This window comes from Lacibacter sp. H375 (assembly GCF_037892425.1).
In the GTDB taxonomy this organism is placed as follows: Bacteria; Bacteroidota; Bacteroidia; order Chitinophagales; family Chitinophagaceae; genus Lacibacter.
Window position 1 is genome coordinate 3,728,668 of the sequence record NZ_JBBKTT010000001.1, and the last position, 14,857, is coordinate 3,743,524.

Here is a 14,857-nt window from a genome sequence, read left to right on the forward strand (position 1 = left end):
GATATTCTCTATGCAAAAAATTACCAACCTGCTTACGCAAAACCCAAAAATTATTTTCCTGGTTGATGGAATAGGTGCATTTGTAACTGCATTTCTCTTGTTTGCAGTTTTAAGAACATACCACGAATTCATTGGTTTGCCTGGAACAACCTTGACTTATCTTTCTGTTGTTGCAGCAGGCTTCAGCGTTTATTCACTTGGTTGCTTTTACTTTGTAAAAGAAAACTGGCAACATTTTCTGCAATTCATCAGCATCGCCAATTTGCTTTATTGTTGTGTAACGATAATGCTTCTAGTTTATAATTACTCAAGTGTTACTGTGCCGGGCATTGTTTACTTTACAGGGGAGATTATTGTTGTATGCATACTTGTTTCTTTGGAATTAAAAGTATTGCGAAACAACAAGTAAAATTGCTTGACAGGTCACTTAATTCAGCCATATATTCATTACTGTAAAAAAAAGGAGGCTTACATGAGCAAAGCAGAAATTACCGGCATAGCTCCATTCTTTATTGTAAGGAATGTTCCTGCCGCACTGAAGTTTTATCATGACAAACTCGGTTTCGATATCACATTTCAAGGACCGGATGAAGACGATATTTTCTTTGGCATAGTTCAAAGGGATTCGGCTATGATCATGATGAAGGATATTGAGGTTGATACTATACCTAATTACACAAGGGATACCACACATGGCATTGCACGGTGGGATGCTTACCTGCATGTGCCCGATCCGGATGCTTTGGCAGCCGAATTCTCCGCACGCAATGTTGAGTTTTTTCAGCCACTCAGTAATAATGATGATGGATTGCGTGGATTTGAAGTGAAAGATTCCGACGGCTACCTGTTGTATTTCGGATGTCCTTATAACAAGAATGAACCATAAAAATATTAGATAAAATTGTGTAACAAACTTATCAGCAGCCTTTCTTACATTCGAATATGAGCGATGCAAAATATCACACCGGGTTCAGGCGTTTGGGCGCAGCTGTTATCGATAGCATTATTTTTACACCACTTCTGATGCTGGACCTTTGGATACTAAATCAAACAGACAATGTTTGGATTGTTTTTGCATGGACTGCCTTTAATTCTGCTCTGTATTACTTATACAGTATTTACTTTCATTATAAATTTGGCCGCACAATTGGCAAATGGGTGCTGCGTATAAAAGTGCTCGACGTCAGCGAAAACAAATTGCTTACACTCAAACAATCCTTCCTGCGGGATTCGTTGTATATCGTCATTCAGATCGTCGGCTTGTTGTATTTTCTTTTCTTAGTTGCAAAGACAGGTGATCTTGATATCATTATTATGGATTATCGCAACTTTATCGACTATAGTTTTCTTTGCTGGATGGCACTTGAGTTGATCACCATGTTAACCAACGAAAAACGAAGAGCCATTCATGATCGGCTTGCGGGATCGGTGGTGATTGTTGCAAAGTCTCAGGAATAAACCGGTAGAGCCACAATTGATACCTTTCGCAGTTTCCTCGCTAGCGGATTTTATGCGTCGCTGCTGTTACATCTACAACTTCTAAGAATCGCTAACTTTATTCTTCAACTCAACTTGTCATGCTGCGTATCTCTTTTTTCTTTTTGTTGATGTGTTTACAGTTATCGCTACTCGCTCAACAACAACCATTACGTATAGGAGTAATTGGTCTCACTCATACACATGTACATTGGATATTGGGTCGGGCTGACCGTGGCGATATTAAGATTGTTGGCATTGTTGAACCTAACCGTGAACTGGCAGAACGTTATGCCAAACAACATGGATACTCTATGAAGATTGTCTTTAACAGCATGGAAGAAATGATCGCTGCAACAAATCCTGAAGCGGTAACTGCTTTCGGCACCATCTATGAACATTTGCAAGTGGTGGAAACAGCAGCGCCAAAAGGTATTCATGTAATGGTTGAAAAACCAATGGCAGTAAGTATGGAGCATGCACGAAAAATGGAAGCACTTGCAAAGAAGCACAACATCCAGTTGCTTACGAATTATGAAACAACCTGGTATCCATCAAACAAGAAAGTGAATGAGCTGTTGCAAAACGGGACTGTTGGTGGATTGCGTAAGGTAGTGGTGCGTGACGGACACAGAGGCCCGAAACGAATTGGCATCAATAAAGAATTTCTTGATTGGCTTACTGATCCTGTTCAGAATGGAGGAGGTGCATTAATGGATTTTGGCTGCTATGGTGCAAACCTTGTAACATGGCTGCAGCATGGTAAGCGGCCAGCATCAGTAACGGCAGTTACACAGCAATTACAATCGGAAAATAATCCTAAGGTGGATGATGAAGCAACGATCATTTTGAACTACGATACTGTGCAGGCCATTATCCAGGCATCGTGGAACTGGCCCATTGGCCGTAAGGATATGGAAGTGTATGGATTGACGGGTGCACTGTATGCTGATAACCGCACAACAGTGAGATGGCGCAAAGCAGAAGGGTATGATGGATATAAAGAAGAAGCATTTCAATTGAAGGAAAATGAAACACCCTATGATGATCCTTTTGCATTATTTGCTGCCGTTATCAGGAAGTTGGTGGTACTAAAACCGTATGATCTTTCTTCACTTGAAAATAATATGCTTGTCGTTGAGATATTGCAGGCTGCCAGCGAAAGTGCTAAAACGGGGCGTACTGTAAAGCTGAAGTAAACAAATCATAGCAATAGTATGGCCGGATAGGAACTGCGGGTAGTTTTTCCTACCTTGTATTTAAATAGGAATTGTATGAACCAGTATAAATGTTTGCCATCCTTGATTCTTCTCTCTTTATTAACTGCCTGTGGTAATGGGCTTGAAGAAGGAAGTACAACCGCACCCACCACAACAACACCGCCTCCTGTAACTATACAACCGGCAAAACCCCAACCAACTACAACCGCTGCAACAAGTACTGCAGGATTGAATCCAGCACATGGGCAGCCTGGTCATCGTTGTGATATTCAGGTAGGGGCACCTTTGAACAGTGCACCGGCCCAAACAACCGCAACGCCACCGCAACAACAAACCATCGTGATGCCGCCGCCGGCAACAACAACACCTGTTACCACAACAGCAGCCGGAAAAAATCCACCGCATGGTCAACCCGGCCATCGTTGCGATATTGCAGTTGGAGCACCGCTGCCGAAGTAAAAATCATGATTTAATGTAAGGGTGATGATTAATTAAACCACTCACAAAACTTTTTCAGATCTACATTTCCTCCCGAAAGAATAATGCCTGCACGCTTGCCGGCAAACAATTCTTTATTCTTTAGTAAAGCTGCTAATGGTACCACGCAGCTTGGTTCAACTATGATTTTCATCCGTTCGTAAACCAACCGCAGCGTTGAAATAATTTCTTCATCACTTACAGTAAGAATATCTGAAACATATTGTTGAATGATAGGAAATGTTTTATCGCCGAGTTTGGTTAATAATCCATCAGCAATAGTATTGATGTAAGGAGCTGCTTCAATCTTTCCGCTTTTTAACGATAACACTGCATCGGCAGCACCTTCCGGTTCACCTGCATAAACTTTTGTTGTTGGTGAAAAATAATGAGCGCTTAATAATGTGCCGCTTAATAAACCACCGCCACCGACAGGAGCTAATAAAAAATCGAGCGAAGGAATTTCTTCCAGTAATTCTTTGGCACAAGTTGCCTGTCCTGTAATAACACGTTCATCGTTATAAGGATGAATGAACTCTGCACCAGTTCTGTCAACAATGGCTTGCAGTGTTTCTTCACGTGCCTGTTGATTGGGTTCGCAAAAAGTAACTTCAGCACCATAGCCTTTCACTGCATTTACTTTTACGCTGGGCGAATTGTTGGGCATTACGATATAAGCTTTTGTTCCCACTTGTCTTGCAGCATACGCAATGGCCTGTGCATGATTGCCCGATGAATGTGTGGATATTCCTTTCGCTGCCTTTTCTTTTGGTAACGTAAGCACGGCATTCATGCCGCCACGTATTTTAAAAGCGCCGATCTTTTGAAAATTCTCACACTTGAAAAATAATTCTGCACCTGCAAGTTCATTAATAGTGTTGCAGGTAAGAACAGGCGTTTTATGAATGAACGGTTTAATGCGCTCGTGTGCCTGTTCAATTTGCTCTTTAGTAATGCTCATGATAATTATTCTGCTGTTGCTGCGATGCAATCTATTTCAATACCACAACCATAGTTGAGTTGGTTGCAAGGCACAACAATACGTGCAGGTTTATGTTCGCCCATGATTTCTGCAAACACCTGGTTGAATTTTGGCCAGTTGCTGATATCTGCAATAAACACATTTACTTTTAAGATATGATGTAAACTGCTGCCGCTTGCTTTCAGAATTATTTCAATATTCTTCATGCACTGTCTCACTTCATCTTCAATGCTTCCAATTTGCGGTTCGCCTTTTTCATTGATAGCTAATTGTCCGCTTACATACACAGTCCCGTTATGCACAATAGCGGGAGAGTAGTAGCCCTTTGGCGTAGGCATTGATTCGGGATAAATCTTTTTCATTTGACGATATAATTATTTAGTAACGATCCATTTGATGCAAACAGGTTTAGATACTTTGATGCGCTTCTTGGTATCTTCCAACAAACCTGTTTGTTTATCGATCTTAAAGATCACGATCTCATCTGTATCACGATTGGCCACTAGTAAAAAATTTCCTGTCGGGTCGAAATTAAAATTGCGTGGATGAATACCAAGTGATGGTTGAAAACCTATCGGCTGTATCATTCCGTTATCCTGGTCGATCCTGAAAATAGCAATGGAGTTTGCATCGCCACGGTTACTGGCATAAAGAAAATTTCCATCAGGAGATACATGAATATCAGCTGAACCATAAGCACCCTGGTAACTGATAGGGTGCGAAGATGTATTTTGTACCAGTGTTAACTTTCCTTCATTGTATTTGAATACAGTGATGGTGCCAGTAAGTTCTTCGATGAGATAAGCAAAGCCCAGTTTTGGATGAAAGTCGATATGACGTGGACCGGCGCCTGCATTCACATCAACAAAAGGTTCTTCAGCCGGCTGCAAGGCACCACTTCCTGGAGCGACTTTATAAATCATTACTTTATCTGTTCCAAGATCGGGCACAAAAAGAAAACGATTGTCGGGCGAAAAAACTGTTGCATGCACATGTGCCTTCTCTTGCCTGCTTCGGTTTACACTACTGCCTTTTAATTGAATGATCTGCTTTGGTTGATTAAGTTGCCCATCTTGTCTTACTTCCATTACAGCTAAATTTCCGGAGCTGTAATTTCCTGCTACAACAATATTCCCTTTTTTGTTTATGCTTATATAACATGGGCCGGCTCCGGCACTTGTAACCTTGTTTAAAAATTTAAGTGAGCCATCCTGTTTGTTGAATTGAAACGCACTCACCATACCATCATTGTCTGAATTTACTGCATAAACAAATTTGTTATCGGGTGAAACAGCGAGATAAGATGGGTTTGAAGTTTTAACTGAACTCATTGCTGTTGCATCGCCGGTTTGTGCATTAAACTTATAGGTATAGATTCCTTCGCTACCGGCATCTGTGTAAGTACCAACGAGCAAATGATACTGTTGAGCGCAAACAGATCCGGTAAATAACATACAAAGAGGCAGCAACAATTTATACATGAACATAATTTTAAGATAAATGACAGCTGCAATAATGTTCATTTCTTCATTATTGCAACGGCAATAAAGGTAAGGCATTCAATGCCTGGAACAAAAGAGCTGTTGCAGCAGCGGCATAAATAAAACTTAAACCAATGATCTGTTGTTTTGTGCGTGTTACGTAGTAGCCGAGTAAAGGCAAAAGTTGCAACGCATGCATTCCAAAGAAGTGCGCAATACGCAAATCGCCTGATTCCCGGCTCCAGTTTAAAACCGGTAAACCTTGCGTTGTTTCCATTACACTGCCAACGGTATGACTGAGCCGTGCCGCCATCATGCCACCTGAAAATGCAAACACCACAAACAGTAAAAGTCCGAACCGGATGCCCCACAAATATGCTGTTGGTAGTTCCGGAAAAGATCGCTTCCAGAAAAGAATGGCAACATAAGCAGTCCACAAAGTGATAATTGTGATTGCGATGCCCATTAAACTAAACATAAGCCCATTGAATTGGGAAGAAATATTAAAGTGTGATAATTGTCCTTGTGATGCACGCAGTGTGATGTAGACTAATTCAAATGAAAGTGTAATGATGAGCGTCCAGCTATAGAAGATAGTGTGCAAAGGTTTGTTGAGATAATACATCAACCATCCCATTGTACAACTGAAGATCACAGTTGAAAGAAAAAACTTCATGGGTTTATACCATGCGTTAATGCCAAGCACAACAGTATCATTTAGAAAAACCATCGCAATACAAACCAAGGCACCAAACAAACAAATCAAACTAAACAAATACAGCGTTTGATTTCTTCTTTTTAATTCAGTGATAAAGTAATTCATATAATCAATAGTTATCGGCGAAGTATTGTTTGGCATAAGCCAGCCGAATGATGAGATACAGCAATAAGCCAACGGGACCCAACATAAATGTAAAGAACAGGCAGGGGATGAGTATCCAATGATTAATGCCGTGTTTTTGTGCGTTCTTCTTGATCCAGATACCAGTCATGAGATCAAAAGCGAGGTAGTGTACCCATCCGGCAGTAACAGCAGTTTTATCGGTAAACAATTGCATGACGCCTTCAAGTGTATTGAATTTTTCTACATCACCCGGATTGAAGCTTTGGAAGATGAGCCAAGCATAAACAATGGCAAAAAGTGTGATGACCACACCGATCAATAGTTTGTCAACCGCTGGCCAGAATGGGCTTGTGATCAACAGAATTAACCATGAAACCAAAGCAATGCTGCTACATAATTGGAAAATAGAATCGGGGCTCATGCAGAGAAGTTTCATGAAAGATAAAGAATTTTCAAGAGGCTCTTTATCAAACCGATTCTATTTCAATAAAAGCTTACTTCTGTTTTTATGAAGCACAAGTCACATTAAATCTTTACGCAAGTAGCTGTAGAGCGCTAACGATTCGTGATTGAGTTTCTTCATCACTTAGTTCTTCCGGTACAAAAGTTTCTCCAATCACTTTTTCGTAGAGTTCAATATAGCGTTTGCTGATGGTATTGATCCAGTCATCGCTCATTTCCGGAACAGTTTGTCCTTCTTTGCCCATGAAATTATTTTCGATGAGCCATTCTCTCACAAACTCTTTACTTAATTGTTTTTGGCGTTCACCTGTTTGCTGACGCTCTTCAAAACCCTCGGCATAAAAGTAACGGGATGAATCGGGTGTATGTATTTCATCCATCAGGTAAATCGTTTCACCTATTTTGCCAAATTCATATTTGGTATCAACAAGTATCAATCCTTGTTTGGCTGCAATTTCTTTTCCACGTGCAAACAGCTTCAATGCATAACTGCTTAATTGGTTCCATTCAGTTTCTGTGCAAATACCTTTTTCAATGATTTCTGCAGGCGAAATGTCTTCATCATGTCCTGCATCCGCTTTTGTAGAAGGTGTAATAATTGGAGTAGGGAAGTAATCATTTTCCTTCAAACCGTCAGGCATTGCTGCTCCGCAAAGCTCTCTTTTGCCAGAAGAATAAGTACGCCATGCATGACCAACAAGATTGCCACGAACAACCATCTCTATCTTGAAAGGAACACAGCGCTTACCGATACTTACATTAGGTGCAGGAACATTTACCAGCCAGTTGGGGCAAATATCTTCCGTTGCCTTGAGCATATAAGCAGCAATTTGATTTAATACCTGTCCTTTAAATGGAATGGGACGGGGGAGAATAACGTCGAAGGCAGATATGCGGTTACTGGCAATCATCACCAGCCAGTCAGAACCTATGCTGTAAACATCTCTGACTTTGCCTTTATAGTAGTTTGTTTGATTGGGAAATTGAAAAGAATTCATGCGCTCGAAGATAATTTACCTTGCCCAACCAGCGAGTTTTCAACTGTCTTTTTTCTTGAATTCTTTGCTGTTTTCGCAAATAAGCTATCTCAGTTTTGGCAAAAACTAAGTATCGTATCACAGGATCAACTAAAAGGTTGCAGATAATAATAATAATAATGTGGATTTATAACCTGTTTATGGTATTGCTGCTGACTAATAGGAATGTGTCGCAGAGAATAATTAGAATTAACTAATTAATGAAAATAATTTTATCCTGCTGCCGTATGAAAAACTACATCACGTTAAACGAAAAGCCTTCTTTCCCGATTTGTCAACTAAAATTCAAAATAAACGTTTCTAAATGGTTGGAAAGAAAATTTTTGAATAATACTAACAATCAGTATTTTGCTAATTACTTAACCAAAAACGACTTGACCATGCGAAAAAAACTGCCAGTTTTATTACTGCTGTTAACGTCCTGCCTGATTTCCATTTCTTCCTTTGCTCAATCTGTAACCATAAAAGGAAGTGTAAAAGGCACCAGCAACGGAGAAGCCTTGCCGGCTGTTTCAGTAACAGTGAAAGGTTCATCCGCCGGCGTTTATACAAATGACAAAGGGGAATTCAGCATCACAGTTCCTTCGCTACCTGTAACACTTATTATTTCTTCGATTGGTTTCGAAAGCAAGGAAGTAACAGTCAGTTCTGCTTCCCAGGCTGTTAATGTTACACTTGCCACCGCTTCTTCGCTGGGTGAGGAAATTGTTGTTTCAGCAACGAGGGTAGCAATCCGTAAAATTGAATCACCGGTAACAATTGAGCAAGTAAGTGCGGCTAATATCCGTAACTCACCTGCTTCAACCTATTACGAAGTGGTTCAAAATCTGAAAGGGGTGGATATGCTTACATCATCACTTACCTTTAAAACTCCCACAACAAGAGGTTTTAACGGAAGTGGTAATACACGTTTCAACCAGATTACGGATGGCATGGATAACCAGGCTCCGGGTCTTAACTTTTCAGTAGGAAGTATAATTGGACTTTCAGAACTGGATGTGGATAATATGGAATTGCTCCCTGGTGCATCATCGGCGTTATATGGCCCGGGTGGTATGAACGGAACACTACTTATAAATAGTAAGAGCCCATTTAAATACCAAGGTTTTTCTTTCCAGATAAAACAAGGAATTATGCATGCCGACCGGAAATACCGCCAGGAAGTTTCTCCCTATTATAACTGGAATATCCGGTGGGCTGAAAAAATTGGCGAAAGGGCAGCATTTAAAATCACCTCAGAATTTGTGCAGGCAAAAGATTGGTTGGCAGCAGATCAGCGAAACTATAAACGCCTTGGTACAACAGGTAATATTATACCCGGCACACGCAGCACCGACCCGAATTATGACGGAATAAATATGTATGGCGATGAAACAACGATAGATCTGCGACAAGTATTTACAGCTATCGGAGCTCAGGCTCCATTCCTTGTTCCTTATATGAATTCTCTTTCCGGCAGTGCAATCAATGTTTCACGCACAGGCTACGCTGAACGGGATCTGGTTGACCCAAATACTGTAAATTTTAAATTAGGCGGGGCATTTCATTACAAAATAACCGACGATATTGAAGCGATTGCGATGGGATATCTAGGGTCAGGAAATTCGGTTTATACCGGAAGCGACCGCTATTCATTTAAAAATTTTATAATTAAGCAGTACAAATTAGAATTAAACGCAAAGAATTGGTTTATCCGTGGATGGGCCACTCAGGAAGATGCTGGCGAATCGTATAACGCAACCGTAACAACACGTTTAACAAATGAGCGTATAAAACCATCTACACAATGGTATGGTGAATATGGCCAGACATATCTTGCAGGTAAGTTAAGCGGGCTCACTGATATTGATGCTCACAATAATGCCCGTGCATTTGCTGATGCAGGTGCACCAAAACCCGGAAGCACACAATTTAAACAGATATTCGACCAGGTGCGTTCCGTTCCTATTTCTAAGGGCGGTGGCTTGTTCATTGAAAAATCAGATCTGTTTGTTGCAGAAGGACAATATAATTTCTCGCATCTAACAGGTGGTGTAGTTGATATCCTGGTTGGAGGAGATTTCCGCAGATTTGTTTTAGATTCAGAAGGCACTTTGTTTGCCGATTCTGCAGCTCCGATACCGATTAACCAGTTTGGCGGTTATGTGCAGGCCAGTAAAAAGTTGTTTGATGATCGTTTGAACCTGACAGTTTCCGGCCGTTACGACAAAAACGAAAATTTTGACGGACGATTTACTCCACGAGCAACGGCTCTTATTAAATTAAATAAAAACAACAGCATCCGCCTGTCTTATCAAACAGCGTATCGTTTTCCCAGTACACAACAGCAATGGATCAACCTGAGGGTAGGGGGAGATGTGCTCTTGATCGGCGGTGTACAAGAGTTAAGAGATTATTACAAGTTTAACTCCAATCCTATTTACACTTTAGAAAGTGTACAGGCCAACGCTCCAAAAGTGTATGATTACAAGGATTTGAAGCCGGAAAATGTTACCTCTTATGAACTTGGTTATAAAGGGGTGGTTGCAGATAATAAACTGCTGATTGATGTTTATGGTTATTATGGACAGTATGAAAATTTTCTTGCACGTGCTTTAGTTGTGCAATCAAAAACCGGGAATATTGGAGGTTTGGTCTCCGCTTCAACAAGACAAGTGTATTCTGTACCTGTTAACACAGAAGCAATTGTAAAAACTTACGGTTATGGTTTGGGGTTCGAGTATAAGCTTCCGGGTAATTTTGTGGTGACTGTAAACGGATCTTCTGATGTATTGCAGGATGTTCCTCCAGGTTATGTAGCATTTTTTAACTCCCCTAAATACCGTGCAAATGTGATCTTAGGAAATAGCATGTTGGGAAAGCGCAAGAATATTGGCTTTAATATTGCTTATCGCTGGCAGGATGCTTATTTCTTTGAAGGTGATTTTGCAACAGGTGAAGTGCCTGCTATTCAAACATTGGATGCACAGGTTAGTTATAAAATACCTAAGACAAAATCGCTATTTAAGTTAGGCGCAAATAACCTGTTGAATCAATATTATTATCACGCACCGGGTAACCCTTCCATAGGTGGATTATATTATGTGAGTTATTCTTACAACATATTCTAATTCACTTATCGAACATTATTTAATCATTCATGAAACTGACTTCACATATGAAAAAGATTGTAAGCTACTCACTGGTTGCCTTGCTGTTACTGTCTTCGTGTAACAAAGATATTTCAGCGCCGGTACCAAATACATTCCCAACACCAACGGGACAAAGCATTGGCGAGATCATCAACACAGATGCTAATTATTCATTGCTGAAACATGCGTTAACACGTGCAAGTCTTTTAACTGCTGTTACAAACAAGAATTCTGTGTTTACGTTATTTGCCCCTAGTAATGCAGCCTTTACGGCGTCTGGTATACCAAGCACAGCGGTAATTGATGCGGTGCCATTAGCCCAGCTAACCGCTATTTTAAGTTATCACCTTATACCTGGTCAGAAAATCAGTTCAACAGGAATTCCTACAACATTCCCCAATGTGCAGATGCCTACCGGTTTAATTTTCCCAGCACCTAACACAAGTCCTTTAGCACGTTTCAGTATTTTTCCTTCAAGAAGGGGAAGTGCTGCATGGGCAAACAATATTCCTGTAACTGCTGCAGACATTGCCGTTGCAAATGGTGTTATGCACCAGGTAGCAGCAATTGTTGCACCTCCATCAAAGTTGTTGCTTGATACAATTAAGAACGATCCCGATCTCGATTATTTTGAAGCAGCAATTGTTAGAGCCGATTCAGGATTAGCTACAACAGCTGCTCCAAGTTTTCAATATTACTTAGGTAACCCGGCAATTGCTCCCGGCGCAAACTTTACTGTTTTTGCACCCAACAATGCGGCATTTCAAGCTCTGATTTACTTCCTCGTTTATCAGCAGGTATTTGCATTAACCGGGAGTGCGGCTACTGCAGATGCGCAAGCTAATGGAGCCGTAGCTGCGGGGCCTGCATTTTTGTCAACAAATAATGTGACTACAGCATTAGTTAGGGGTGTTGTGGCATATCATATAATGACACAGCGAGCCTTTTCCGTTAATTTTACAAGCACAGCTGCTAATTATCCAACATTTGTTAATGCATCAATAGCAGCTCATCCTGGTATTGCCGTTTCATCTACCATTACAGGTGGTTTCGGGTCGGCATTAAGTGTTAAAGGCGTTGGTAACCCCAGTGCAGCGGCTGCCATTCCTACTGCTGCAGGTATTGATCGTCCTGCCGTTAATGGTAATTTCTTTAAAATAAATCAGGTACTGCTGCCACAATAATAATAATAACTACTGATAAATAGTGTCTTCAAACAGTCCCTTCACAGGGACTGTTTTCGTTTACGGTCATCATTAAAATGATTCCTGTATTTTTACAACGGGCCAATTAAAACCAGCAGATGCAAGTCATTTTGTTTGATACAACCAGGACAACATTTTATCCGTTTTCGCTAATAAGGCCGTTGTCTGCATTTCGCTGTGGCATCTTTACTCCAAATGAACGTTGGGCATTTGTATTACAGCAGGAAGTATTCACACTTACAGAAGATTATTTAGCGTCTGGTAATCCTTTTTCTGCAATCAAGGACGATGATTTTTTATACATCAATGCATCGCTTATTTTTTCAACAGATCTGGCGAATGAAGTGAAAGCGTTAGCAGCTGAAAGTGTCTTGCGCCGAAATAATAATCTCGTTGCTGTTCGTACAAAGAACAGATTAACTTTTCCACTATCAACCGAACAAACAAAACATTGCAAAGAAGTTGAGCTGAGTGTTGCCGTTCGCTTTCTGCATTATCCATACGATCTCGTTCTTGCAAACGATCAAATGATACGTACAGATTTTGAATTGATCCGTTCAAAAAAATTATCTGCAACAATTTCTTCATCTAATCAATTGATCAACCCTGAACATATCTTTATTGAAGAAGGAGCAGAGGTTGAATATTGTACGCTCAATGCATCAACTGGGCCGATTTATATTGGAAAGAACGCATTGGTGATGGAAGGCAGTATGATCCGTGGACCTTTTGTTGCATTGGAAAATGCAGTAGTAAAAATGGGCAGCAAGATCTATGGCGCAACAACAGTTGGGAAAAAATGTACTGTGGGAGGTGAAATTAAAAATTCGATCTTCTTCGATTATTCAAATAAAGCACATGATGGTTATTTAGGTGATGCGGTAATTGGATCGTGGTGTAATATCGGTGCTGGTGCGTCCTGTTCAAATGTAAAGAACACTGCGGGAGAAGTGAAATTCTGGAATCCATTATTGCATCAATGGATCAGTGCAGGAACAAAGTGCGGCGTAATGCTGGGCGATTACTCAAAAGTGTCCATCAATGCATCGCTTACAACAGGCATGGTTAGTGGGATTTGCAGCAATATTCTTACTACCGGATTATCACCTAAATTTATCGCCGATTTCACCTGGAACATTCATACCGGTGAAAAATACATGTTGGAAAAAGCACTCCATGATATTGAGAACTGGATGCAGATGAAACAACAATCTTTAACTAACAACGATAAGCAGATACTGGAATATATTTACGCCCTACAAACATAAACTACGAATAAAAACAACAAGATTATGAGACAGCAAGTAGCCGCAGCAAACTGGAAAATGAATTTGACGTATCAACAGGCTGAAGAATTAATTGATGGAATCATTCACACACCATTTACATTAGGAAAAGATCAACGTGCAGTATTTGCTGTTCCGTTTCCTTATCTCACAATGGTAGTAGAAAAATTAAAAGGAAAGCTCAATACTGGCGTTGCAGCACAAAATGCTTATACAAAAACCTCTGGTGCATATACAGGAGAAACTTCAGTTGAAATGCTGAAGTCGATTAATGTTGGTTATGTGGTATTGGGTCATAGCGAACGTCGTGAATACTTCAACGAAAGCAATCAAATGCTTGCAGAAAAAGTAAATACTGCTTTAGCTGCCGGCATTACACCAATCTTTTGTTGTGGCGAAGCGCTTGATATTCGTGAAGCAGGTACTCAAAATGAGTATGTAGGTAATCAATTGAAAGAAAGCTTATTTCATTTAAGTGCAGATGAAATTAAAAAGATCATCATTGCATACGAACCTATCTGGGCAATTGGTACGGGTAAAACAGCTACTTCTGAACAGGCGCAGGAAATGCATGCGCATTTGCGAAGTGTATTGGCGGCCCAGTACGGTACAGAAGTTGCTAACGAAATTTCAATTTTATATGGTGGCAGTGTGAAAGGTTCAAACGCAAAAGAAATTTTTGGTCAGCCTGATGTTGATGGCGGACTTGTTGGTGGAGCATCTTTAAAAGCCGATGAATTTGTACAAATCATTCAGTCATTAAAATAAAAGAGGTATGAAGCGTGAAGAACAGCTGCAACCGCTTTCACATCAACATCACAATGGATTGATGGCGGCATTGCTTCTGAAAAAAGGAGTGGGGAAGCAGGCTGATTCAACTGTGATGGGTGATTTTATTGTGTCTGTTTGGAATACTGAATTGAGAAATCATTTTATTAAAGAAGAAGTATATCTGCATCCGCACGTGTTGCAGATACCTTCGCTCATGGAGAAATATGAGCAAATGAAAACAGAGCATCACCAGATTCGTCGTATAGTTGATGCAATACGAAATGGTGATTCAAGCATATCTCTCATCACCGATTTTCATACCCTTCTTGAAAGACATATACGTTTCGAAGAGCGTGATCTGTTCCCTTTTATTGAGGAGCAGATACAACCGGAACAGTTAAATGAATTGGGTAGAAATTTACAGCCACTCGAAAGCAAAGCCTGTTCTGATTATCCTGTAAAATTCTGGGAATAATGGTTTGATC

At 40.4% G+C, this 14,857-nt stretch carries 16 protein-coding genes; 10 read left to right on the forward strand and 6 right to left on the reverse strand.

What is annotated here, in order from left to right:
• Nucleotides 1-10: 10 nt before the first annotated feature.
• The 5 genes from WG954_RS16010 to WG954_RS16030 all read left to right on the forward strand — a co-directional run bounded on the left by WG954_RS16010 (nucleotide 11) and on the right by WG954_RS16030 (nucleotide 3,155).
• Entirely contained in the window at nucleotides 11-409 is a 399-nt protein-coding gene (locus tag WG954_RS16010; RefSeq protein ID WP_340437718.1) for a hypothetical protein, read from the forward strand.
• A gap of 63 nt (nucleotides 410-472) precedes the next feature.
• Nucleotides 473-886 (forward strand): VOC family protein, encoded by a 414-nt coding sequence (locus WG954_RS16015; protein ID WP_340437719.1) that lies wholly within the window; start codon nucleotides 473-475, stop codon nucleotides 884-886.
• A 56-nt stretch (nucleotides 887-942) separates the two neighbouring features.
• A complete protein-coding gene (locus WG954_RS16020) occupies nucleotides 943-1,458 on the forward strand; it encodes an RDD family protein (RefSeq protein ID WP_340437720.1) in 516 nt (171 codons plus the stop codon).
• A gap of 119 nt (nucleotides 1,459-1,577) precedes the next feature.
• The gene (locus WG954_RS16025) at nucleotides 1,578-2,675 is read left to right on the forward strand and encodes a Gfo/Idh/MocA family protein (protein ID WP_340437722.1); all 1,098 of its coding nucleotides are present in this window, start codon (nucleotides 1,578-1,580) and stop codon (nucleotides 2,673-2,675) included.
• Between the two features lie 75 nt (nucleotides 2,676-2,750).
• The gene (locus tag WG954_RS16030) at nucleotides 2,751-3,155 is read left to right on the forward strand and encodes a hypothetical protein (protein WP_340437724.1); all 405 of its coding nucleotides are present in this window, start codon (nucleotides 2,751-2,753) and stop codon (nucleotides 3,153-3,155) included.
• 28 nt (nucleotides 3,156-3,183) lie between these two features.
• Here WG954_RS16030 and WG954_RS16035 read toward each other — a convergent pair whose 3' ends face one another.
• From WG954_RS16035 to WG954_RS16060, 6 genes are all read right to left on the reverse strand, one after another.
• A complete protein-coding gene (locus WG954_RS16035) occupies nucleotides 3,184-4,134 on the reverse strand; it encodes a pyridoxal-phosphate dependent enzyme (protein WP_340437725.1) in 951 nt (316 codons plus the stop codon).
• A 5-nt stretch (nucleotides 4,135-4,139) separates the two neighbouring features.
• The gene (locus WG954_RS16040; RefSeq protein ID WP_340437726.1) at nucleotides 4,140-4,517 is read right to left on the reverse strand and encodes a RidA family protein; all 378 of its coding nucleotides are present in this window, start codon (nucleotides 4,515-4,517) and stop codon (nucleotides 4,140-4,142) included.
• A 12-nt stretch (nucleotides 4,518-4,529) separates the two neighbouring features.
• Nucleotides 4,530-5,636 carry a lactonase family protein gene (locus WG954_RS16045; protein ID WP_340437727.1) on the reverse strand — a complete coding sequence of 369 codons (1,107 nt, stop codon included), beginning with the start codon at nucleotides 5,634-5,636 and terminating at the stop codon, nucleotides 4,530-4,532.
• A 49-nt stretch (nucleotides 5,637-5,685) separates the two neighbouring features.
• Nucleotides 5,686-6,459: a hypothetical protein gene (locus WG954_RS16050; protein WP_340437728.1), complete on the reverse strand. Its 774-nt coding sequence runs from the start codon at nucleotides 6,457-6,459 to the stop codon at nucleotides 5,686-5,688.
• A gap of 4 nt (nucleotides 6,460-6,463) precedes the next feature.
• The gene (locus WG954_RS16055) at nucleotides 6,464-6,916 is read right to left on the reverse strand and encodes an ABA4-like family protein (RefSeq protein ID WP_340437730.1); all 453 of its coding nucleotides are present in this window, start codon (nucleotides 6,914-6,916) and stop codon (nucleotides 6,464-6,466) included.
• 97 nt (nucleotides 6,917-7,013) lie between these two features.
• Nucleotides 7,014-7,940, reverse strand: a complete 927-nt coding sequence (locus WG954_RS16060) for a phosphoribosylaminoimidazolesuccinocarboxamide synthase (RefSeq protein WP_340437731.1) — start codon at nucleotides 7,938-7,940, stop codon at nucleotides 7,014-7,016.
• Nucleotides 7,941-8,359: 419 nt separating this feature from the next.
• On the opposite strand from WG954_RS16060, the gene WG954_RS16065 reads away from it, so the two are divergent.
• The 5 genes from WG954_RS16065 to WG954_RS16085 all read left to right on the forward strand — a co-directional run bounded on the left by WG954_RS16065 (nucleotide 8,360) and on the right by WG954_RS16085 (nucleotide 14,847).
• Complete coding sequence (locus tag WG954_RS16065) at nucleotides 8,360-11,089, forward strand: TonB-dependent receptor (RefSeq protein WP_340437732.1); 2,730 nt, start codon at nucleotides 8,360-8,362, stop codon at nucleotides 11,087-11,089.
• A 47-nt stretch (nucleotides 11,090-11,136) separates the two neighbouring features.
• Nucleotides 11,137-12,294 (forward strand): fasciclin domain-containing protein, encoded by a 1,158-nt coding sequence (locus tag WG954_RS16070; protein ID WP_340437733.1) that lies wholly within the window; start codon nucleotides 11,137-11,139, stop codon nucleotides 12,292-12,294.
• 119 nt (nucleotides 12,295-12,413) lie between these two features.
• Nucleotides 12,414-13,583 (forward strand): putative sugar nucleotidyl transferase, encoded by a 1,170-nt coding sequence (locus WG954_RS16075; RefSeq protein ID WP_340437734.1) that lies wholly within the window; start codon nucleotides 12,414-12,416, stop codon nucleotides 13,581-13,583.
• Nucleotides 13,584-13,607: 24 nt separating this feature from the next.
• The gene (tpiA, locus tag WG954_RS16080; protein ID WP_340437735.1) at nucleotides 13,608-14,369 is read left to right on the forward strand and encodes a triose-phosphate isomerase; all 762 of its coding nucleotides are present in this window, start codon (nucleotides 13,608-13,610) and stop codon (nucleotides 14,367-14,369) included.
• A 7-nt stretch (nucleotides 14,370-14,376) separates the two neighbouring features.
• Nucleotides 14,377-14,847: a hemerythrin domain-containing protein gene (locus WG954_RS16085; protein ID WP_340437736.1), complete on the forward strand. Its 471-nt coding sequence runs from the start codon at nucleotides 14,377-14,379 to the stop codon at nucleotides 14,845-14,847.
• Nucleotides 14,848-14,857: the final 10 nt, after the last annotated feature.